This is a genomic window from Allobosea sp. LjRoot90 (genome assembly GCF_964254315.1).
GTDB lineage: Bacteria > Pseudomonadota > Alphaproteobacteria > Rhizobiales > Beijerinckiaceae > Allobosea.
Window position 1 is genome coordinate 257,670 of record NZ_CAXUTF020000007.1, and the last position, 21,445, is coordinate 279,114.

At 66.1% G+C, this 21,445-nt stretch carries 20 protein-coding genes and 1 tRNA gene; 9 read left to right on the plus strand and 12 right to left on the minus strand.

The features are described from left to right. Positions 1 to 77 precede the first annotated feature (77 nt). Complete coding sequence (locus ACSQ3M_RS23555) at positions 78 to 821, minus strand: alpha/beta hydrolase (RefSeq protein WP_436152494.1); 744 nt, start codon at positions 819 to 821, stop codon at positions 78 to 80. A gap of 383 nt (positions 822 to 1,204) precedes the next feature. On the opposite strand from ACSQ3M_RS23555, the gene ACSQ3M_RS23560 reads away from it, so the two are divergent. Then, positions 1,205 to 2,638, plus strand: a complete 1,434-nt coding sequence (locus ACSQ3M_RS23560; RefSeq protein ID WP_436152495.1) for an aldehyde dehydrogenase family protein — start codon at positions 1,205 to 1,207, stop codon at positions 2,636 to 2,638. Between the two features lie 69 nt (positions 2,639 to 2,707). Here ACSQ3M_RS23560 and ACSQ3M_RS23565 read toward each other — a convergent pair whose 3' ends face one another. The 3 genes from ACSQ3M_RS23565 to gph form a co-directional block, all read right to left on the minus strand. Beyond that, positions 2,708 to 4,243 carry a patatin-like phospholipase family protein gene (locus tag ACSQ3M_RS23565; RefSeq protein WP_436152496.1) on the minus strand — a complete coding sequence of 512 codons (1,536 nt, stop codon included), beginning with the start codon at positions 4,241 to 4,243 and terminating at the stop codon, positions 2,708 to 2,710. Between the two features lie 89 nt (positions 4,244 to 4,332). Beyond that, positions 4,333 to 4,407, minus strand: a tRNA-Val gene (locus tag ACSQ3M_RS23570). Positions 4,408 to 4,443: 36 nt separating this feature from the next. Continuing rightward, positions 4,444 to 5,142, minus strand: coding sequence for a phosphoglycolate phosphatase (gene gph / locus ACSQ3M_RS23575; RefSeq protein WP_436152497.1), 699 nt, complete (start codon positions 5,140 to 5,142; stop codon positions 4,444 to 4,446). Positions 5,143 to 5,407: 265 nt separating this feature from the next. Here gph and ACSQ3M_RS23580 point away from each other — a divergent pair, with 265 nt between their 5' ends. The 4 genes from ACSQ3M_RS23580 to ACSQ3M_RS23595 all read left to right on the plus strand — a co-directional run bounded on the left by ACSQ3M_RS23580 (position 5,408) and on the right by ACSQ3M_RS23595 (position 8,651). Beyond that, positions 5,408 to 5,710, plus strand: a complete 303-nt coding sequence (locus ACSQ3M_RS23580) for a hypothetical protein (protein ID WP_436152498.1) — start codon at positions 5,408 to 5,410, stop codon at positions 5,708 to 5,710. Between the two features lie 136 nt (positions 5,711 to 5,846). After that, on the plus strand, positions 5,847 to 7,298 hold the full coding sequence (locus ACSQ3M_RS23585) for an NAD-dependent succinate-semialdehyde dehydrogenase (RefSeq protein WP_436152499.1): 1,452 nt from the start codon (positions 5,847 to 5,849) through the stop codon (positions 7,296 to 7,298). Beyond that, positions 7,295 to 8,005, plus strand: coding sequence for a ribose-5-phosphate isomerase RpiA (gene rpiA, locus ACSQ3M_RS23590; protein WP_436152500.1), 711 nt, complete (start codon positions 7,295 to 7,297; stop codon positions 8,003 to 8,005). The genes ACSQ3M_RS23585 and rpiA overlap by 4 nt, the downstream gene beginning before the upstream one ends. A gap of 151 nt (positions 8,006 to 8,156) precedes the next feature. Then, positions 8,157 to 8,651, plus strand: a complete 495-nt coding sequence (locus ACSQ3M_RS23595) for a DUF2059 domain-containing protein (protein ID WP_436152501.1) — start codon at positions 8,157 to 8,159, stop codon at positions 8,649 to 8,651. Between the two features lie 64 nt (positions 8,652 to 8,715). Here the strand turns inward: ACSQ3M_RS23595 and ACSQ3M_RS23600 are convergent, their stop codons facing one another. From ACSQ3M_RS23600 to ACSQ3M_RS23620, 5 genes are all read right to left on the minus strand, one after another. Then, on the minus strand, positions 8,716 to 10,140 hold the full coding sequence (locus ACSQ3M_RS23600) for an APC family permease (protein ID WP_436152502.1): 1,425 nt from the start codon (positions 10,138 to 10,140) through the stop codon (positions 8,716 to 8,718). A gap of 263 nt (positions 10,141 to 10,403) precedes the next feature. Next, positions 10,404 to 11,243 carry an alpha/beta fold hydrolase gene (locus tag ACSQ3M_RS23605; RefSeq protein ID WP_436152503.1) on the minus strand — a complete coding sequence of 280 codons (840 nt, stop codon included), beginning with the start codon at positions 11,241 to 11,243 and terminating at the stop codon, positions 10,404 to 10,406. 170 nt (positions 11,244 to 11,413) lie between these two features. Continuing rightward, positions 11,414 to 12,913: a tripartite tricarboxylate transporter permease gene (locus ACSQ3M_RS23610; RefSeq protein WP_436152504.1), complete on the minus strand. Its 1,500-nt coding sequence runs from the start codon at positions 12,911 to 12,913 to the stop codon at positions 11,414 to 11,416. Positions 12,914 to 12,926: 13 nt separating this feature from the next. Beyond that, positions 12,927 to 13,391, minus strand: a complete 465-nt coding sequence (locus tag ACSQ3M_RS23615) for a tripartite tricarboxylate transporter TctB family protein (protein ID WP_436152505.1) — start codon at positions 13,389 to 13,391, stop codon at positions 12,927 to 12,929. 86 nt (positions 13,392 to 13,477) lie between these two features. Further along, positions 13,478 to 14,440 (minus strand): Bug family tripartite tricarboxylate transporter substrate binding protein, encoded by a 963-nt coding sequence (locus tag ACSQ3M_RS23620; protein WP_436152506.1) that lies wholly within the window; start codon positions 14,438 to 14,440, stop codon positions 13,478 to 13,480. Positions 14,441 to 14,733: 293 nt separating this feature from the next. Between ACSQ3M_RS23620 and ACSQ3M_RS23625 the strand changes: the two genes are divergently transcribed. Both ACSQ3M_RS23625 and gor read left to right on the plus strand, forming a co-directional pair. Next, the gene (locus ACSQ3M_RS23625) at positions 14,734 to 16,011 is read left to right on the plus strand and encodes an O-antigen ligase family protein (protein WP_436152507.1); all 1,278 of its coding nucleotides are present in this window, start codon (positions 14,734 to 14,736) and stop codon (positions 16,009 to 16,011) included. Beyond that, positions 16,004 to 17,377, plus strand: a complete 1,374-nt coding sequence (gene gor, locus ACSQ3M_RS23630; RefSeq protein ID WP_436152508.1) for a glutathione-disulfide reductase — start codon at positions 16,004 to 16,006, stop codon at positions 17,375 to 17,377. The genes ACSQ3M_RS23625 and gor overlap by 8 nt, the downstream gene beginning before the upstream one ends. 6 nt (positions 17,378 to 17,383) lie before the next feature. Here the strand turns inward: gor and ACSQ3M_RS23635 are convergent, their stop codons facing one another. Beyond that, entirely contained in the window at positions 17,384 to 17,599 is a 216-nt protein-coding gene (locus ACSQ3M_RS23635) for a hypothetical protein (RefSeq protein WP_436152509.1), read from the minus strand. Between the two features lie 93 nt (positions 17,600 to 17,692). Between ACSQ3M_RS23635 and ACSQ3M_RS23640 the strand changes: the two genes are divergently transcribed. Further along, complete coding sequence (locus tag ACSQ3M_RS23640; protein WP_436152510.1) at positions 17,693 to 18,664, plus strand: LysR family transcriptional regulator; 972 nt, start codon at positions 17,693 to 17,695, stop codon at positions 18,662 to 18,664. Here ACSQ3M_RS23640 and ACSQ3M_RS23645 read toward each other — a convergent pair. Both ACSQ3M_RS23645 and ACSQ3M_RS23650 read right to left on the minus strand, forming a co-directional pair. Further along, positions 18,588 to 19,268 (minus strand): hypothetical protein, encoded by a 681-nt coding sequence (locus ACSQ3M_RS23645; RefSeq protein ID WP_436152511.1) that lies wholly within the window; start codon positions 19,266 to 19,268, stop codon positions 18,588 to 18,590. The genes ACSQ3M_RS23640 and ACSQ3M_RS23645 overlap by 77 nt on opposite strands. 305 nt (positions 19,269 to 19,573) lie before the next feature. Then, positions 19,574 to 20,323 carry an SDR family NAD(P)-dependent oxidoreductase gene (locus ACSQ3M_RS23650; RefSeq protein WP_436152512.1) on the minus strand — a complete coding sequence of 250 codons (750 nt, stop codon included), beginning with the start codon at positions 20,321 to 20,323 and terminating at the stop codon, positions 19,574 to 19,576. Between the two features lie 206 nt (positions 20,324 to 20,529). On the opposite strand from ACSQ3M_RS23650, the gene ACSQ3M_RS23655 reads away from it, so the two are divergent. After that, positions 20,530 to 21,153, plus strand: a complete 624-nt coding sequence (locus ACSQ3M_RS23655; RefSeq protein ID WP_436152513.1) for a TetR/AcrR family transcriptional regulator — start codon at positions 20,530 to 20,532, stop codon at positions 21,151 to 21,153. Positions 21,154 to 21,445 lie beyond the last annotated feature (292 nt).

The window sequence follows — 21,445 nt, forward strand, 5'->3', positions numbered from 1 at the left end:
TCCGATCTCCACGGTGGCCCCGGTGGAGTGGTCGTTGCGTCGGCTTGCTCGAACATTGCGCGGCTGTGCAGCCACCTTCAGCGCATCATGAACTTGACGATGCGGGCGACGAACTCCTCGTCCTGCCCGGCGAAGCCGTGATGAGCGCTGGAGCGGCAAGGATTGTCCTCGTCAGCTTGACCGCCGCTCATCCACTCGACCTGGGCGCGGCCGCCCGCCCAGGCCTTGAAGGGAACGACGCCGGCAGGCAGCGTCCAGCGACAGCGATCCTCGCGATGATGCAGCGCCAGCGTGCGCGGCAGCCGGTTCGGCGTCCCCAGAATGCTCTGAACGGTGTCGTCGGGCCCGGACGCCTTGCTGAGGAACCCGGAGGTCAGCACCAGCCTGTCCGGCATGGCGCCCTCCACGAGCCCCTGGGCGACACGCTGCGTGCCCTTGCTGGTGGCGATCACGATGACCGGGCGCTTGATCGCCGCCATATGGTCGACTGCCGCGGAGAGGTTTGTCCCGAACTCGGCGAGAAGCACGTTGTAGCCCTGTATGGCGAAGGCATCCCGGTTGCGGATCAGGACGTTGTCTCCGGCCTTCCCGAAGCGACCGCCATTGCCGACATCGAGCCGGCCATCGCCGCCGGTCAGGAGGATCACGCTGCCCTTTGGGTTCGGGGAGCGGATGAGAATGCTGCGGACGCCGGCGATCGTAACGGTCTCGCCGCCCTTAACCGTGACCGGCGTCTCGGCCCGGGCCGTCGGGGCGGTGAGCCACAAGGCGATCGCGAGGGCGCCGAGGGCGCGCGAGGCACGCTGCTGAAATCCGAACATGTTATCTGTCACCCATTCACCTGAAGCGGCGCAGGATCTCGCGACTCGACGATGTCGCGCTTGCGCCCTCCGTCCAGGATTCGGTGGCTACATTGCACGAGGAGTGCAGCCTGCTTCTCGCTGGCGCTCCGGCTACCCCCGTTCGATCGGATGGGCGCTGCAGTTGCTGCATGGCGCCTGAAAATTGCTGCTATCGGAGCGAGGAGCGTCCGTTTGCAGCAATTTGCCTTTGGCCGCTCCCGCGCAGGGTATTCCCCCCATTCGCTCACCGCGCGATGACAGGCGCCTCCGGGCTGCTACGCTGTATCTGACAAGACACAGCGCAGGGGCAGGCCGGTTCACATGTCCGGCCGAGCGTCGCGCAGAAGGAAGGAAACCCGACCATGTCTCATGCTCTCCAGTTTTACATCGATGGCGCGTGGGTCGACCCCGCCGCCGGGTTGAAAACCCTGGACGTGATCGATCCCTCGACCGAGGAGGCCTTCGCGCAGATCGCGCTCGGCAGCCAGGCCGATGTCGACAAGGCCGTCGCGGCGGCGCGCGCCGCCTTTCCTGCCTTCGCCGCAACCTCGAAGCAGGAGCGCCTGGCGCTGATGCGGCGCCTGCTCGAAGCCTACAAGGCGCGCCATGCCGATATCGCGGACGCGCTGTCGCAGGAGATGGGCGCGCCGAAGGAGCTGGCGCACCGGGCACAGGCCGCGATGGGCACCGGGCATCTCGCCAAGATGATCGAGACGCTGGAGAATTTCGAGTTCGAGGAGCTGCGCGGCACCACCCTGATCGCCAAGGAACCGATTGGTGTCGTCGGCATGATCACGCCCTGGAACTGGCCGCTGAACCAGATCATGTGCAAGGTCGCGCCGGCTCTCGCCGCGGGCTGCACCATGGTGCTGAAGCCCTCCGAGATCGCTCCGATGAATGCGATCATCTTCGCCGAGGTGATGCACGAGGCCGGCGTGCCCAAGGGCGTGTTCAATCTCGTCAACGGCGACGGCCCGACGGTCGGCGAAGCGATCTCGCGCCATCCCGGCGTCGACATGGTCTCCTTCACCGGCTCGACCCGCGCCGGCATTCTCGTCGCCAAGGCGGCTGCCGACACGGTCAAGCGCGTGCATCAGGAGCTCGGCGGCAAGTCGGCCAACATCCTGCTCGACGATGTCGACCTGAAGCGGGCGGTGAAGCTCGGCGTCGAGAGCGTGATGCGCAACTCCGGCCAGTCCTGCAATGCGCCGACGCGGATGTTCGTGCCGGCCCAGCTGCACGACGAGGCGATCGCCATCGCCAGATCGACGGCCGAGCCGCTCAAGATCGGGACGCCCTCCGAGGCGGATACCTTCCTCGGCCCGGTCGTCAGCGAAATCCAGTTCGACAAGATTCAGCGCCTCATCGAGAGCGGCGTCAGCGAAGGTGCGACGCTGGTCGTCGGCGGGCCGGGCCGGCCGGAACATCTCAATCGGGGCTACTATGTCCGGCCGACCGTCTTCGCCAACGTCACCGACGACATGACGATCGCGCGCGAGGAGATCTTCGGGCCCGTGCTCTCGATCCTGCCTTATGAGAGCGAAGACGAGGTGATCGCGCGGGCGAACGACACGCCGTACGGGCTCGCCTCCTATGTCCAGTCCGGCTCGCTCGAGCGGGCGCGCAAGGTCGCGGCGCAGATGCGCTCCGGCAACGTCTATATCAACTACCCCGCCTGGGACGCCGGTGCCCCGTTCGGCGGCTACAAGCAATCCGGCAACGGCCGCGAATATGCCGATTTCGGCCTCGAGGAGTTCCTTGAGATCAAGGGCACGGTCGGCTACGCCGCAGCCTGACCCATTCTCGCAGAACAGCCCCTCCAGAGACCGCCGAGCCGACGCTCGGCGGTCTTTGCGCGCGCGGCCTTACGATCGAGGGCGAGACCTGACGACCCGGCGATAGGCAGGATTCGCCGATAGCAGGTGGCGACCGAGGCCCGCAAGAAAATCGACCTCCTCGGCCTTCAACGTCAGCTTGTTGTGCAATTGCAGGATGCGACTCCTGTCTTCGGAGTCCTGCACGTCGGACAGGGATACGCGTATCACCGTGACCTGCAGCTGGTTGCAATTCGGTGCTGCGACGCCGCAGCGCCAGCGGACCAGCCGCTCTCGCCAGAGCGCCGTTTCCTGCTCGAGCACGTCGAGGCTGGCGCGACTCGCATTGTCGACCATGGCGTCGACCGCGGCGACGACCGCGCCTGGCGCGTCCGGGCCGCTCACAGTTTTTGACATGTCGCCGCCGACGCGCATCGAGGCGTCGGCCACGATAACGACGATGCGGCGCAGCCGGCGTGCGAGATCAGGCGCCACGAGAGCCGGGGCCGGCTGGTTCATCGACCTGATGAGATTGCGGATCGCGAGATTGTCGACGAGGCCACCGTCGAGCAGCTTGAGATACTGCAGCTCGGGCTCGCTCGCATAGCGCGCCTGGGACGCTGTGACGTGCTTGGCGAAGGCCGAAGGCTCGGCCGATGGTTTCGCGCCTTTGGCCGTGAAAGGGCAGGTGAGGTTGAAATTCTCCAGTACCACGGGCGCGAATACGACCGGTACCGCCGACGAGGCGGCGACCGCATGCGCGAGCGGGAAGGTGTCGTAGTCGCTGCAGATTGCCTGAAAACTGTCGCGATCGAAGGAAAAGGGCGCGCGATTATAGAGTTCCGTCGCATGCAGGAGCAGCCTTGGCCGCCCGGAGCGCTCGAGGTCGCCGAGAGTCGCGCCGTGATAGAGGTGCGTGTCGAGCCAGGCGGCAAGGCCGGAAAGATCATTGACGCCTCCGCGGTAGCCACGCAGTAGGTTTTCCGGCGTGAACGCGGTGCGCAGCGCTCCTTCGGGATCCTGGTCAAGGAAATTGCGCCGAAAGTCCGGCAGACCGCCTGGCCCATGCAGCGCGAAATGCGCCGCGAGGATTCCGCCGCCGGACACCCCGGCTATCGCGCTGACCTCATCGGCGAGTGTGCGGTCGCTATCGCCGAACACATGCTGCTCGGCCAATTCTGACAGCACCCCGTAGCCAAAGGCGGTTGAACGCCCCCCGCCGCCGGAGAGGGCGACCACGACTCCGGTGGAACTGCCCTCGCTGATCGACGAGAACGACCGGGCAGGCGTCGGCGCGAGAACGCGGCGCAGGTTCGAGGGCCTGTTGGCGGGGCTGGCGCAAGCGACGAGGCAGATTGCGAGCAGGGCGAGCAGTACGAGCGTGGCAGCCGCGCGCCGAAGCGGCAGGTGGGCTAGGGCTGACCTGTGCGTTGGAGCAAGGGCCATGTCGCGCACTCTCCGCTGCGCGACACCGATTCTCCTGGTGCCTCGCGAGCGAAGGACGTCTCGCCAGTCCTCATTGTCCGAGCATTGCCGCCATCGCTGGCGAGCCGATGCGCAGATGGCCGCGAAGGGCGCAGCCTGCACTTCAGGCATGAGCCGCGTGCAGGTGCTGGCGCAAAGCCCACCTCAGTGTGCGGCGACGCGGCCTGGCTGTAACGAGATTCTGGAGGAAATGGTGGGCGGCACAGGGATCGAACCTGTGACCCCTCCCGTGTGAAGGGAGTGCTCTACCGCTGAGCTAGCCGCCCGGACCGCGCTGTTCCTAGTGGGGACAGCTTGCGCCGTCAAGAATGCGCAGCGAGCGCCGGCTCGCGGTTGGTCAGCCGGCGCACCGCGTCCGGAAGTTCGCTGAAGTGCTGGATCACCAGATCGGGCTCCAGGCTCTCCACCGGCACGTCGGTATAGCCGAACGGCACGCAAACCACCGGGATACCTGCAGCGCGGGCCGTGCTCACATCGGTGCGCGAATCGCCGACCATGACAGCGCGCTGCGGATCGGCTCCGGCCTCGGCGATGGTCTGCGTCAGATGGCGCGGATCGGGCTTGAAGAAGGGGAAGCTGTCGCGCCCTGCAATCGCCGCGAAACGCCGGGTGATGCCGAAATGGTCGAGGATCAGCCTTGTGTGCAGGATCGGCTTGTTGGTGCAGACGGCGAAGACGAAGCCGTCGGCCGCAAGCGCATCGAGCGCGGCGGTCACGCCGTCATGGACGTAAGAGTCCTTCGCGACGGAGCCGGCATAGATCACCAGGAACTCCTCGAACAACTCTTCGAGCTTTTGCGCGTCGAGCGGCCGGCCGCTGACCTTGAAGCCGCGCTCGATCAGCGCTCGTGCACCGGCTCCGACCAGCTCGCGCGCCCGCTCGATCGGCAGCGCCGGCAGCCCCTCCCGTTCGAGGATGACGTTGAGCGTGTGCATGATGTCGGGAGCGGTCTCGGCGAGGGTGCCGTCGAGATCGAAGACGACGATCGGGGGCAGGGACATGGGCGATCCTGTAGCGTGGCCATCCGCATAAAGGCTGGGAGGCGCGGCTTGGCAAGGGCGCTTCGGCAACAGCGGTTTCATCTCGTCGTGACCTTGCCGCAATCGCGGTGGTACCGCTTGCCCGGCATGATAGGGTTCGGGCGAATCGTCAAAAGGGGTCGTAGCGGTGCCGAAACTGTCGAGCTGTCCCAAAAGCTCCTTTGGCCGCTCCCTTGCCCGGGTGCTGGGCGCTGGTCTGTTCGTCTTGCCCGCCCTCGGGGCGGCGTTGGCTGCGCCGTTCGAGTTTGCGCCGGCGCCGCAGACCGACCTCAACCGCGTCTATCGCATCGACAAGGCGACGGGCGAAGTCGGCGCCTGCCAGTTCCAGCTCAAGGAAGGCGGCGTCGGCGTCACCGTCTGCTTCCCGGCGGGCGAGGGGGCCGGCCCGCAGGCGCCCAGCGACTATGTGCTCGTTCCCTCGCGCCATGAGCGTGAAGGCGGCATCTTCCGCGCCAATGTCCGCACCGGCGAGCTCAGCGTCTGCTACGTCTTCGACGACAAGGTCGTCTGCACGCCGATGGTGAAATAGCCGCTGCCGCAGCCGGGCTGGTGGCCGAACGGTAACTGCAATCTGCGCACCGCGTGCATGCGGCGTTTTGCTATCGGCAAGCGCTCGCCGCGCATGCTAGAGCCCGGGCAACCCGTTCATGACGCCGGAGGCTCGCATGCTCACGCTCAAGGATCCCTCGCTGCTGCGCGCGCAGTGCCATGTCGACGGCGCCTGGATCGGCGAGGGTGTCGATGCGGTCGAAAATCCGGCGACGGGCGAGGTGCTGGCCAAGGTGCCGCGCTTCGGCGCTGACGAGACCACTGCGGCGGTCGAGGCCGCCTCGCGTGCCTTCAAGCCTTGGGCGAAAAAGAGCGCCAAGGAGCGCTCGATCATCCTGCGCAAATGGTTCGATCTGATCATGGCGAACCAGGAAGATCTGGCGCAGATCATGACGGCCGAGCAGGGCAAGCCGCTGAGCGAAGCCCGCGGCGAGGTCGCCTATGCCGCCTCCTTCGTCGAGTTCTACGCCGAAGAGGCCAAGCGCATCTATGGCGAGACCATTCCCTCGCCCTTCCCGAATTCGCGCATCATCGTTGCGAAGCAGCCGGTCGGCGTCTGCGCCGCGATCACGCCCTGGAACTTCCCGGCGGCGATGATCACCCGTAAATGCGCGCCGGGTCTCGCGGCGGGCTGTACCTTCGTGGTCAAGCCGGCGCCTGACACCCCGCTGACCGCGCTGGCGCTGGTCGCGCTCGCCGAGCGCGCCGGCTTCCCCAAGGGCGTGATCAACATCGTCACCGGCGATGCGGTCGCGATCGGCGGCGTGATGACCAGCCACCCGGCGGTGCGCTTCATCGGCTTCACCGGCTCGACGCCGGTCGGCAAGCTCCTGATGCAGCAGGCGGCGACGACGGTGAAGAAGGTCGGGCTCGAGCTCGGCGGCAATGCGCCCTTCATCGTCTTCGACGACGCCGATCTCGACAAGGCAGTCGAGGGCGCGATCATCGCCAAGTTCCGCAACATGGGCCAGACCTGCGTCTGCACCAACCGGCTCTTCGTCCAGGACGGCATCCATGACGACTTCGTCGCCAGGTTCGCCGGCGAGGTCGCGAAGATGAAAGTCGGCAACGGCGTCGAGGTTGGCGTCGTGCAGGGGCCGCTGATCAATGAGCGCGCGGTCGAGAAGGTCGAGCGCCACGTCGCCGATGCGGTCGCAGGCGGTGCCAAGGTCATGGTTGGGGGCAAGCGCCACGCGCTCGGCCGCACCTTCTACGAGCCGACGGTGCTCTCCGGCGTCACCACCAAGATGCTGGTGACGCGCGAGGAGACCTTCGGCCCGATCGCGCCGGTCTATCGCTTCAAGAGCGAGGACGAGGTCGTCGCGATGGCCAACGATACGCCCTTCGGCCTGGCAGCATACTTTTACACCAGGGATCTCGGCCGCGCTTTCCGCGTCGCCGAGGAGCTGGAATACGGCATGGTCGGCGTCAACTCGGCCATTCTCGGTACCGAGGTCGCGCCCTTCGGCGGCGTCAAGGAGTCCGGCCTCGGCCGCGAGGGATCGCTCCACGGCATCGAGGAGTTCGTCGAGATCAAATACATGCTGATGGGTGGGCTCGGCGCGTGAGCGAGGATCTGAAGAAGGCCGCCGCGCTGGCGGCGCTGAAGCTGGTGCGGCCGGGCATGCGCCTTGGCCTCGGCACCGGCTCGACCGCGAAGCTCTTCGTCGACGGGCTCGGGGCAAAGGTTGCCGCCGGCCTCGATGTGCTGTGTGTCGCGACCTCGGAGGCGACCCAGGCGCAGGCACTCGGTCTCGGTATCCCGATGTCGACGCTCGACGAGACGCCCGAACTCGATCTCACCATCGACGGCGCCGACGAGCTCGACAGCGCCTTGCGGCTGATCAAGGGCGGCGGCGCTGCGCATCTGCGCGAGAAGATCGTCGCCGCCGCTTCGAAGCGCATGATCGTGATCGCCGATACCGGCAAGCAGGTCGAGACGCTCGGCCGCTTCCCGCTGCCGATCGAGGTCGTGCCCTTCGGGCTCGAAGTGACGCGTCGTGCGGTCGCTGCCGCGATCGCTTCGGCTGGCGCAAGAGGCGAGCTCATTCTGCGCAAGCGCCCCGATGGTGGAGTGCTGCTGACCGATGGCGGCCACTACATCCTCGACGCGCATCTTGGGCGGATCGAACTGCCCGAGGTGCTGGGCCTGGCGCTCAACCAGGTTCCCGGCGTGGTCGAGCACGGCCTGTTTCTCGGACTCGCAACAGCGGCGTTCCTCGCAGGAGCCGACGGTGTGCGCGTCCTTGGCGATCCTGCCGCCGAGCGCCGTTGAGACTAGCTTGACGACCTGATCCGGCCAAAAGTGGTTTCCACTTTGGCTGGACATGTTCTAAGAGCGGCCGGCGGCTGCGTCCCGTCAGGGTCGTTGCCGCGTCAAGAGAATGAAATCGCCGCATCCGGGCGATCGACGAAGGGGTAACCGCATGATCCGTCACAGCCTGGCAGGCGCGTTTCTCTCGCTGGCGTTGTTCATGGTGCCCGCGCTCGCGCAGCAGGCGCCGACGCCGGAGCATCTCAAGGCCGCCCGCGAGGTCGTGATCTCCTCCGGCCTGTCCCAGTCTTTCGACTCGATCTATGCCGAATTCACCGCCGGTGTCCGCCAGAGCTTCGGTGCTACCCGCCCCGAGCTGAAGAAGGACATGGACGAGGTTCTGACCGCGCTCAAGGCCGAGGCCGATTTGCGCCGCGACGAAATCGTCGACGGCTCGGCCCGGATTTTCGCCAGCAAGATGACGGAAGCCGACCTCAAGGAGGTCGCCGCCTTCTTCAATTCCGCGGTTGGCCAGCGCTACAATTCCTATCGCCCGCAGGTGATCGACGAGATCTTCGCGTTGCTGCAGCCCTGGAGCACCGCGACCAGCAACCGGCTTTTCGACCTCTTCCAATCCGAGATGCGCAAGCGCGGCCATCAGCTCTGAGCTGCAAACCTCACTCTCGATAGAAAAAGGCCGCCGGCGAAACCGGCGGCCTTTTTCTTGGCGTTCAGTTCACCGGCCCGCCTCCGCCGAGATCTTCCATCGTCGGATCGCTCGGCCGCACGCCGGTGGCGCGGTTGACCATCACGGTGACGAACCAGAGCACGACGCCGATCCCGATCAGGATGCCGGCGATCTTGTACTGGACCGGATCACGCGCGGTCCAGGGACCGGCAAAGAAGGCGCAGGAGATCGCTCCGATAATCGGCAGGATCGTCGGCGTGCGGAAATGCTCGTGCTCGACCGTGTCCTTGCGCAGCATCAGCACGGCGATGTTGACGACGGTGAAGACGCAGAGCAGCAGCAGCGCTGTCGTGCCGCCCAGCGCCGGCACCTCGCCGACGAAGGTGATCAGCGCGAAGGCGAGCAGCGTGGTGAAGCCGATCGCGATGTAAGGGCTGCGCCGTGTCGGGTGGACCTTGCCGAGTACGGGTGGCAGCACGTGCTCGCGGCTCATGCCGTAGACCAGCCGGCTCGCCATCAGCATGTTGATCAGCGCGCTGTTGGCGACGGCGAACATGGTGATGAAGCCGAAGATCCAGATCGGGAAGTTCGGCGCGCCGGCCGCGACGACCTTCAGCAGCGGCGTCTCGCCCTCGCCGAGCTGCTCGGGCGAGACCAGCGTGATCGCCGAGATCGAGACCAGCACATAGATCACGCCGGTGATGACGAGGCCGGCGAGCAGGATCTTCGGAAAGATCCGCGTCGGGTCCTTGGTCTCCTCGGCCATGTTGACCGAGTCCTCGAAGCCGACCATGGCAAAGAAGGCGAGGGTGGTCGCCGCGATCACCGGCCAGAACATGCCGCCATCGCCGGCCGGCTTGAACTGGGTGATGCGCGAGACGTCGCCCTGGCCGGCCGCGATGGCCCACAGGCCGACGAAGATCACGATCAAGAGGCCAGTCAGCTCGACGCAGGTCAGCACGACATTGGCCTTCACGCTCTCGCCGACGCCGCGGAGGTTGACCGCCGCGACGATCGCCATGAAGCCGAGCCCGATCAGGGTGATGCCGATCCCGCCTGTGAGGTTCAGCCCGAAGGCGTGCGACATGTTGGCGGCGAAGGCGCGCGAGGCGGTCGAGGCCGAGGTGATGCCCGAGCACATCACCGCGAAGGCGACGATGAAGGTGATGAAATGGACACCGAAGGCCTTGTGCGCATAGAGCGCTGCGCCGGCGGCGCGCGGGTACTTCGTCACGAGTTCAAGGTAGCTGAAGGCGGTGATCATCGCGACGACGAAGGCGACCAGGAAGGGCAGCCAGACGACGCCGCCGACCTGTTTCGCCACCTGGCCGGTGAGCGCGTAGATGCCGGTGCCGAGAATGTCGCCGACGATGAAGAGCAGCAGCAGCCACGGCCCCATCACGCGATGGAGGCTGGGCTCGGCGCCTTCGGTCTGGACGGCGGACGGAGGTAGCGTCGTGTCGCTCATGGTTCATCCTCGCTCGACGGGCCGCAAGGCCGGTGAAGAGGAGAACACAGTCACGCCATATTTGTTCACACGCAACCGGAACGTGCGCTCCAGGTTGCGCGCCGCGTGGTCAGGCTGGGCTCAGGACCTATTAGCGGTTTACCTGGGCGTACTGGCGCGATGCTAGAGCGCCCCACACGGACGTCGCGTGCGGCACGCATGCCTGTCGCGCGCACGATCGGCGACTAAATCAAGATATCAATCCAGGTCAGGCTCTCGACAAGCTAAGCGAAGAACCGCCGCAGCTCGCTGGCGACCAACTTTGGCTTGCCGACATTGTCGGCCGCGATGTGGCCGATGCCCTTGAGCTCGACCCGCTCCGCCTGCGGTAATTCGCGCTGCAACGCGTCGAGCGCCATAGGCAGATAGGGATTGGAATTGTCGCCGCCCATCAGCAGCACCGGCAAGCCGATGGCGCTGAAGCGCTGCACCTTACCCGCCGTGGCGGCGACGAGCAGTATGTCGTAATGAACGGTCGGCACCAACTCGCGGATGGCCGCCGCCTCCTCGCCGGTACCACGTAGGGCCATCCGCATCATCATCGTGAGCAGTGGCCGGGGCAGGTTGGTAAACCAGTCGCGTTGGTCGCCGGTCCCCTTCATCGCCGAGACCATGGCGGCTGCGATGTCGCCGGCCGCAAGATCGGCCTCGTAGCGCTGCGCGAAGTCGAGCGGCGATGGCGAACCCACCGGCACCGGCGGCTCATAGAGCGCAATTCTATCGAAAGCCTGCGGATGGCGCAGCGCCGTCCACAGCGTGGCGATGGCGCCTGAGCTCAGCGCGAATACGTCGCGCGCGCCGGTCTGCGCTAGGACCGCCGAAAGGTCATCGACCTCGGTATCGATGCCGTAGTCCACCCCCGGCGGGCCGCTGAGGCCTCGCCCGCGTCGGTCCGGCAAATAAAGCGTGAAGCAGTCGGCCAAAAGCTCGGCGAGCCGCGTGAAATTGCGGCTGCTCTGCATGGCGCCCGGCAGCAGAACGAGGCCGGGGCCGGCCCCGATCTGCCGATAGCCGATAATGGTGCCGGCGCGCGAGGTAGCGCGATCCGTCGACCATTGGGTCATGGCTGAATTCCGAGCTCGCCGCCGATGCGACGCAGGACGTAGGTGGTGGATGACGGGCTGTCGAGCAGCCCGGCAACGACATGGCGCAGCGCACACGTCGCCGGATCGGGCCGGCCGAGCGCCGATCGCCGCAACCGTGGCCTTCTGGTTGCGATCAATGAGTCCTGAGCCTAGTCCTCTGCGGCCTTGAACTTGTTCAGCCCCTGCATCACGAAGGGCGCGACCAGCGCGATGAAGGCGATGCCGAGCAGCGTCGCCGAGATCGGATTCTCGAGCAGGATCATCGGGTCGCCGAGGCTGATCTGCAGGGCCCGGCGCAACTGCGCCTCGGCCATCGGCCCGAGGATCAGCCCGACCACCATCGGCGCGACCGGATAATCGTAGCGCCGCATCAGATAGCCGAGATAGCCGAAGCCGAAGAGCATGCCGAGCTCGACCGGGGAGGGGTTGACCGCGAGCGTGCCCATGGTCGCGAAGACCAGGATGCCGGCATAGAGCCAGGGCTGCGGGATCGCGAGCAGACGAACCCAGAGCCCGATCAGTGGCAGGTTCAGGATCACCAGCATGACGTTGGCGATGAAGAGCGAGGCAATCAGACCCCAGACCAGGTCCGGCTTCTCGGCGAAGAGCAGCGGGCCGGGGTTGAGCCCGTATTGCTGGAAGCCTGCCAGCATGATCGCGGCGGTCGCCGAGGTCGGCAGGCCGAGCGTCAGGAGCGGCACCAGCGTGCCGGCGGCTGAGGCGTTGTTGGCGGCTTCCGGTCCGGCGACGCCTTCGATCGCGCCCTTGCCGAATTCCTCAGGGTATTTGCAGAGCTTCTTCTCGGTCGAATAGGAGAGGAAGGTCGGCACCTCGGCGCCGCCCGCCGGCAGGGCACCGATCGGGAAGCCGAAGGCCGTGCCGCGCAGCCAGGGCGCCCAGGAGCGCTTCCAGTCCTGCTTGGTCATCCAGAGCGAGCCCTTGATCGGGATGATCTCCTCCGGCTCGCGCCAGCGCTTGGAGGCGACATAGAGCGCCTCGCCAACCGCGAAGAGGCCGACCGCCAGCGTCGTCACCTCGACACCGTTGAGCAGCTCGGGCACGCCGAAGGTCAGGCGGGCCTGTCCGGTCAGCTTGTCGATGCCGACGAGCCCGAGCATCATGCCGAGGAACAGGCTGGTCAGGCCGCGCAGCGGGGAATCGCCGAAAGTCGCCGACACCGTGACGAAGGCGACGATCATCAGCGCGAAATAGTCCCACGGCCCGAACTTGACCGCGATCTCGACCAGCCAGGGCGCCAGGAAGGCGAGGCCGATCGTGGCGATCAGGCCGGCGACGAAGGAACCGATCGCGGCCGTGGCCAGCGCCGGGCCGCCGCGACCCGCCTTGGCCATCTTCGAGCCTTCGAGCGCGGTCGCGAGCGATGCGCTCTCGCCTGGCGCATTGAGCAGGATCGCGGTGGTCGAGCCGCCATACATGCCGCCATAATAGATGCCGGCGAACATGATCAGCGAGCCGGCCGGATCGAGCTTGAAGGTGACCGGCAGCAGCAGCGCCACGGTGAGCGCCGGGCCGATACCGGGCAGCACGCCGACTGCCGTGCCGAGGAACACCCCGATCAGGCAGAACATCAGCTTGGAGGGCTCTAGGGCGACGGAGAAGCCGTTGGCGAGCGAGAGCAGGGTTTCCATGTGCTTAGCTCCTTCAGCTCAGCAGCGCTTCGAGCGGCCCGGCCGGCAGCGACAGGGTCAGGAGCTTGAGGAAGAGCAGGTAGATCGCGGTGCCGAGCACGAGGCCGATGGCGATGTCGACGAGGAGCGCATCGCGCCCGAAGCCGCGCGCCGTGCAGGAGAACAGGATCGCGGTGGCGACGATGAAGCCGCCGCCCAGCGCGATGCAGGCGATCAGCCCGGCGAGCCCGCCCACGATCCAGAGCAGCGCCCGCCCATCGGCTGCTTCCGGTTTCGGCAGCCCGTCCCTGAACGCGACGAAGAGATGCGCGAGGCCGAGCAGCACCATCCCGGCGCAGACGACATAAGGCATCGCAGTCGGGCCGACACCGTAATTGGAGGTGATGGTCTGGCGCGAGGCGTCGAAGGCGACGATCGCCGCTACCGCCAGAAGCAGGAACCCGACGATGAGTGCGGGGCGGTCGATGGTGCGGGACATGGGCGCGACCGTCTGTCTGGAGCGAAGGTGACGAAGGGCGGGCGGCCTTGCGGCTGCCCGCCCTCGATTGAGGTGTCAGGAGGGCCTTACTTCACCAGGCCGACATCCTTCATGACCTTCTCGACACGGACCGTCTCGGTCTTCAGGAAGCTGTCGAACTCAGCCGCACCAAGATAGGCGTCATCCCAACCGCGGGCCTTGAGGATTTCGGCCCATTCCTTCGACTTGACCAGCTTTCCGACGGCGCCGGAAAGTTCGGTCTTCTGCGCGTCGCTGAGGCCCGGAGGAGCAACGACCGAGCGCCAGTTCAAGAGCTCGAGATTGACGCCGCCTTCCTTCAGGGTCGGAGCATCCGGAGCATTCTCCAGGCGCTTGCTGGCGCTGACGCCGATCACGCGCAGCTTGCCGGCCTTGATCTGGCCCTCGAACTCGCCATAGCCCGAGATGCCGGCGGTAACGCGACCGCCGAGCATGGCGGCAAGCGCTTCGCCGCCGCCCGAGAACGGGATGTAGTTGATCTTCTTCGCGTCGCCGCCGGCGGCTTCCGCAAAGAGGGCAGCGAGGATGTGGTCGGCGCCACCGGCCGAGCCGCCCGCCCAGGTCACCTTGGCCGGGTCGGCCTTGACGCGGTCGGCGAGGTCCTTGGCGTTCTTGACCGGCGAATCCGTCGGCACGACGATGACCAGCGCCTCGGCGGTCAGCCGCGCGATCGGCGTGATCTGCGTCAGGTTCACCGGCGACTTGTTGAGCAGGATCGCGCCGACCATGACGAAGCCGTTGACCATCAGCTGGTGGCCGTCGCCCTTGGCGCCGATCAATTGGGCGAGGCCGATGGTGCCGCCGGCGCCAGTGACGTTGGTGACCTGAACGCTCTTGGCGATCCCGGCAGCCGTCAGCGCCTGCTGCATCGAGCGCGCCGTGCCGTCCCAGCCGCCGCCCGGCGCGGCAGGAGCCATGATCTTCAATTCCATTTGGGCGAAGGCGGCCGTGGTGAGGCCCGCCAGAGCGACGGCGGCTACAGCCCCGCGCTTGAAGAAGGACGTGAGCATAGTTACCTCCCAGTGGCGCGTTTTGACGCGCCGATTGTCGACGCTCGCCAGTGGCACTGCATCGGACCGCGGATCAATTGCGCCTGATTGCATAATCACAAGTCAAGATGTTTCGCCTGAGAGGCCTGCGAGCGCACGAAAATTCGACAGGTAACCGCGGCAGACGTCACCAAAGGTCGTAAGCCTCCGACGCGCATTCAGCACGGCTGGTTCCAGTCTCCCTGCAAAAGCGGTGTCCAGATCTGCGGAACACGCTCTAGGCGCGGCATGTCCCATCGCGTAAGCCCCAGCGCATGAGTCAGACCTCTCCATCAGCCCATTCCGATGCCTCGCCAGGACATGCAGGCGAGTCGGCGGCAAGCCGGGCCCTTCGCGTCTCCGGCGTGGTCTGCCTCGTGCTGATGCCGCTCGCCATGTGGCTGGCGAACCGCTCCGCGCCGCTGATGCTAGGTCTCGCCGCAGCGGCCTTCCTCGGCGCAGCGCTGCTGTCGGAGCCGGCCAGTGCGAGCATCGCGCGCCTGCGCCGCCTGCTGACGGTGCCGGTGGCATTGGCGATCGCCGCCTTCCTCGCCTGGGCGCTGATCTCGATCGGCTGGAGCCATAAGCCGTCAGCCTCCCTACAGGCGTGGGGCGAGCTGGTTCTGCCGATCGTGTTCGCATTGGCGATCGCGGCCTCGGGACAGTGGCGGCCGAGCCCGGCCGTGATGCGTGCGCTCGCTTTGGCGATCATCGTCGCGGCAGCGCTTTTGATGATCGAGCTCGCTTCCGGTCTGTCGCAGCGCGCCGCGCTCGGTACCGGCAAGATGATGGCGTTCGTCTTCAACCGCCCGGCCATCGTCCTCCTCCTGCTCGCCGCCCCGGCCGTCCACGTACTCTGGTCGCGCCCCGCTGGATGGCATGACCGTGCGCTGGCCGCTCTGCTGGCAGCTGTCGTCGTCGTCTTCGTCTTCCGCTCCGAGAGCGAGGCCGCCAAGCTCGGCGCGGCAGTGCTGGTCGTGTGTTGGGCCTTCTCGGCCATCGCGCCGCGCATCGCTCTGGCGCTGACCGCGCTAGCCTTCATCCTGACCATGGCGCTGGCGCCCGTGCTCGGCCTGACGGTCGATCGGGCACTGCCCTCCGCCGTGCTCAATCGGCTCGACGTACTCAGCGCCCGTGCGCGGATCGACATCTGGCACAGCTTCGGCGAGGTGGCGCGGGCGCGGCCGCTAGCCGGCGCCGGCTTCGGCGCCTCGGCGACCATGCACGAGCACCCTGTGGCTGCGGCGGTTTCGCCCGGAAACAGGACATTGCTCGGAGTGGGCCATCCTCACGACATGCCTTTGCAGGCCTGGGCGGAGACTGGCGCGATCGGCGCCGGGCTGCTGACGCTCGCCGGCCTGTTGTTGCTGGCTCGGCTCCGGCGACTGCCCGCGGCGGAGCTGGCGCCTCGTCTAGCCCTGTTTGCGGCTGCCTTCTCGATCGCAACTGTCGGACACGGCGCCTGGCAGGGCTGGTGGATCGCCGGGCTCGGCGCCACCATTCTCTGGTTCGCTATGGATGCCGCGCCGCGGCAGGGAGACGCTCATGGCTGAGTTCGACGTCGATCTCTTCGTCATCGGCGCAGGGTCGGGCGGCACGCGCGCCGCCCGCATCGCTGCCGGCCACGGCGCCCGCGTGATGATCGCCGAGGAGGACCGCATCGGCGGCACCTGCGTCATCCGTGGCTGCGTGCCGAAGAAGCTCTTCGTCTATGCCAGCCGCTTCGCGGACGATTTCGAGGATGCGGCCGGCTTCGGCTGGACTATCGGCAAGCCGCAATTCGACTGGCCGACTCTGCGCGACGCCGTCGCCAAAGAGGTGACGCGGCTCTCCGGCCTCTATCGCAAGGGGCTCGACGGCGCCGGCGTCGAAATTCGGGAAGAGCGGGCGGTGGTCGCCGGGCCGCATGAGATCAAGCTGCAGAAGAGCGGCGAGACGATCCGCGCCCGTCACATCCTGGTCGCGACCGGCGGCCATCCGGCCTTCGAGCCGCCGATCCCCGGTGGCGAGCTCGGCATCTCCTCCAACGAGATCTTTCATCTGCCGAGCCTGCCGAAGCGCATGCTCGTCGTTGGCGGTGGCTATATCGCGCTCGAATTCGCGGGTGTCTTCGCGCGGCTCGGCGTCGCGGTGACGCTGCTGCATCGTGGCGACAATGTCCTGCGCGGCTTCGACGAGGATCTGCGCTCGCGTCTTCGCGACGCCCTCGGCCATGCCGGCATCACCTTGCGCCTGGGCTGTACGGTCAACCGCATCGAATTGCTGCCCGATGGCAGCCGCCGCGCCCATTGCGCCCATGGCGCGCCGATCGACGCCGATGTCGTGCTCGTCGCCACCGGCCGCCGCCCGAACACCGCCGGGCTCGGCCTCGAGGCGGCGGGCGTCAAGCTCGGCCCGACCGGCCACGTCCTGGTCGATGCCGCCTCGCTCTCCAACGTCCCGTCGATCGCGGCGGTCGGCGACGTCACCGACCGCGTGAACCTCACTCCAGTGGCGATCCGCGAGGGCCACGCCTTCGCCGACTCGACCTTCGGCAGCAAGCCGTGGACGGTCGACCATGCCCTCGTCGCCTCCGCGGTGTTCACCACGCCGGAACTCGGCAGCGTCGGCCTCACCGAGCAGCAGGCGCTGGCGACGGGCCGTCAGCTGCGCATCTTCGAGGCCGGCTTCAGGCCGATGAAGGCGACGATCTCGGGCCGCGACGAGCGCATCTACATGAAGCTGATCGTGGATGCCGAGACCGACCGGGTGCTCGGTGTCCACATTCTCGGTCATGATGCCGGCGAGATCGTCCAGTCGGTCGCCATTGCCGTCACCATGGGCGCGACCAAGGCCGATTTCGACCGGACTATCGCCCTGCATCCGAGCGCGGCCGAGGAACTCGTCACCATGCGAACGCCGCGCAAGAGCACCCTCTGACCAGCGTCAGAAGCCGCGGTCGGCGCGGCGGCTGTCATGGAGGAGGCTTGCATAGTTGAGCCCGACATCGCGCGCCATGTGAGAGCTCAGGCCCTCCGGGTCGAGGCGGTCGTCGAGTTCGACCAAGCGATTGCGTTGGAATTGGCGCAACCGAGCAAGCGCTGCTCTGATTGCTGGCATAAGGCTGACGTATCCATTTTTCCTGCTAACATCGGCCGTCATCGTTCGGCTCCCGGTGGCTATAATGGCCTAGAGATGCCGATTGGCGCTGCTGCGGACAAACCGGATTTTACGCCTGACGCATAAGGCCAGCTGATGAGTGATCTGCTGACCGGCCTGCCGCCGCTCAGCGCGGTCCGCGCCTTCGAGGCCGCGGCGCGCCATGGCAGCTTCACGCGCGCTGCCGTCGAACTCGGCATGACGCAGGCGGCGGTGAGCTATCAGATCAAGCTGCTGGAGGAGCGGCTCGGCCTGCCGCTGTTCCAGCGCCTGTCGCGCCGCGTCGCGTTGACCGAGGCCGGCGAACGTCTGGCGTCATCGGTGATGGATTCATTCGACGGCTTACGCGCGGCCTTTGCCGCGGTGACCGAGACGGCCGAGGGCGTGCTCTCGATTCAGGCGCTGCCGACCATCGCCTCGAACTGGCTGGTGCCGCGCCTCGGCCTGTTCCAGTGCGAGAATCCGGGGCTGGCGGTACGGATGGTCACGCAGGTCGGGCTGCGCGAACCGCAAGCCGACGATTGCGATGTCGCGATCCGTCGCGGCAGCGGTCAATGGCCCGGGCTGGAGGCGCATTGGCTGATGAAGAGCGAGTTCACCCCGCTCTGCGGGCCGAACCTGTTCCGCGATCTCGGCCGCCCGCCGCAGCCCTCCGATCTGCTGGGCGTGATGCGTATCGGCAAGACCGAGGCCTGGGAGCGCTGGTTTGCCGCCGCCGGAGTCAATTCCGAAACCACGACCGGTGAGTCGCCCTTCGATCTCAGCGTCCAGCAGCTCGAAGTCACGGCCGCGCTCGCCAGCAATGGCGCGGCCATGTGCTCGCCGATCTTCTTCCGGAATGAGCTCTGCGCCGGGCTGTTGATCCAGCCCTTCGACCTGATGCTCGCCGGCGGCCACGACTATTGGCTCACTTACCCGTCGCGGCGCCGGACGGCGCGCAAGATCAGCCTGTTCCGCGATTGGTTGCTGCAACAGGCGAGCGAGGTGCCGGCTATTTCGTCAGCCCCTTCTTCGCCAGCCAGTCCTGGATCAGCTGCGCGACGGAAAGATTATTCTTGTCCAGCATGATCATGTGCGAATTGCCCTTGATGCCGACGGCGGGCAGATTGACGACCTCGACCGAACCGCCGGCCGCCGTGATCTTGTCGCCGAAATCGGTCGCCGTCTTGCGGATCGCCGGCCAGCGCGCGTCCTGCTCGATATAGTCGCCGAACACCATCAGCACCGGGATATCTTTCAGCGCCGCCGCCTTGGCCGGGTCGCCGATGCCGGCCGGCTCGACCGCGATCAGCGCCTTGACCTTGTCGGGCCGGGCCTGCGCCACCTTGAAGCCGAACTGGCCGGACTGGCTGTGGAAGGCGATCACGCAGGGGCAGACCTTGTCGACCTCGGCGATATAGGCGTCGATGATCATCTGGTCGGTGGAGGTCCAGCGCGGCACGATCTGCTTGACGAAGTTGTCGTAGCCCTCGGCCGGGAACTGGTTGCCCGGCAGGTATTTGCGCTTGGCCGGATCGCCGTCATAGCCGCCGCTCGCACCGATGCGGAAACGCTCGAACGGGTTCGCCGCGGTCAGGAAGACCGGCTCGCCGGGGATCACGTCGGGATACATCGCCCAGCCCGAGAGTCCGCGCTCGACCGCGTCGGAATTGTAGACCGACCAAGCACGCATCGTTGAACGTGCTTTCGGCATCGGACCAAGCGCGCTGACGGAAGCTGTACACTGCTCGCTCAGAAACTCGAAAACCGCGAGGCTGCCAGGTAATCGACGTCCCGACCCGCGGCCATCATAACCAAAATGGAAATTTGCAACAGAGCCCAGATATTCCACCCGCTTCCACCGTGGGCGCCGCCCTTCAGTCCTAGCTTTGACCAGTGCGCGCCAGATGGCACTGATCGCCCGGTCGTCACTGACGGCAACGACGCGCGCCGTTCGAGCGCGCGTCGTCCGGGGTCGTTTCAGATTGATTGAGGGAGTTAGCGAGCGCCGCCGTTGACGTTCAGGTGTTCGCCGGTGATAAAAGAGGAATCATCGGACGCTAGGAAGACCGCAACCTTGCCCAACTCCTCGGTCTTGCCGAGGCGGCCGAGTGGCGTTCTCGAGGTGATGGCGTTGGCGAAGTCGGACCCGACGTAGCCATTGGCAATCACTCTTTCGGTGGCGGTCAGGCCAGGGTTCAGGGCGTTGGCCCGGATACCGCGCGGTCCCAGCTCTTGGGCGAGGACGCTGGTGTAACCATCGATCGCAGCCTTGGACGCCGTGTAGACAGAATTGCCGGGCATTGGGAACCTCGCTGCCAACGAACCGATATTGATAATGCTGGCGCCCGCCTTGAGGTGCTGGACGGCGGCGGCGGTCACCAACATCGTACCGAGCACATTGAGTTCGAACTCCTGATGGAACTGCTCTTCGGTGACCTCCTCGACGGTACCGAACGTGTGCATGCCGGCATTGTTCACCAGGATATCGAGCCGACCGAACGTCGTGATCGCCGCGTCCACAATGGCTTGCGCCGATGCTTTCTTCGTGACGGAAGCGCCGATGGTGATGGCGTCGCCACCGGCTTTCTTGATATCCGCAACGACGGCATCCGCGCCCACCTGGTCGCTGTTGTAGTTGACGACGACCGAAGCGCCCTCGGTGGCCAGCGCCCGCGCGATTGCGGCACCGATACCGGTTGAGGATCCGGTCACGATGGCGACTTTTCCGGCAAGTTTCTTGGACACAATCTATTCCTTTGCATATAGTTGTTTACTGATCGATACAAAACATGGCGCGCCGGTTTGCCCCAGGCAGAACGCCCCGGTTTTTCCTTTGTCCGCGGAGAGTTGTGGTAGAGGGTTAGCCGATTGCGGTTTTGTACCACACGGTATAAGTTGGCGCCTCAGGCTGAGTCAAGAATGAATTGTATCTTTCGGTAAAAAACCTTGAGATGTCAAAAGTGATGGATAGTTTGGAAAAAAATCTTGGGGGGCGCCCCTTGGAATTCTGTCTAGAGACGGCGCTCGATGCGGCGACGGGCGTTTTTGCGTCGAAGGGATTTGAGGCGGCCTCGCTGAATGATCTCTGCTCGGCGATGGGGATCAATCGGCCGAGCCTCTATCTGCAATTCGGGAACAAGGAGGCGCTCTACCTGAAATCGCTCGAACGCTACTCGCGCATGAGCGCACAGGATCTGGAGACCTGCCTTTCGGATCCGTCCGCGCGAGCGGGAGTCGAGCGGCGGCTGCGCGAAGTTGTGATGATGTCCACCGATCCGCACGGACCGGGTGTGTGCTTCACCACCCAAGGCCCCCTGAAGAGCCGCGCAGCGTCAGCGGAGACACGCGAGGAGCTGGCGCGATGGCGCGGCGCCACGGCGCTCAGGCTGCGTGCGCGCTTTGATAAAGCGGTGATGGACGGCGAACTATCGCCCGGCACGAACACCGAGAGCCTCGCCAATTATTATACGGTGCTGATGCAGGGTTTGGCGGCGCAGGCGCAGCACGGCGGCGAGCGAGCGGAGCTGCTCAATGTGCTCGATGTCGCGATGGCTGCCTGGCCAGCGTCCCGCTAGGCGCTCTTTACGTTGGCGTCGGTGCGCCGCGGCGCCTTGTTGGGAACAATATCTCGCCGATTTCCAGCAGATCCCGCAATTAACACGCCAGCAGCGAGTCCTGGACTGGTGGCCGCGTAATCGCGGGGGAGCAGATCCGGCAAGTTCGGAGGCAGCGGAAGGCGCGGGGCGGATTGATCGCTGAGGTGGGAATTTGACTGCCGACTGGAGTGAACCCCTTGTTGGAGTTGACCGGCTTCACCGTGAATTCGGCCATTGTGGCTCCCAGTCGTGACCTGCCGCGGACTCTCTT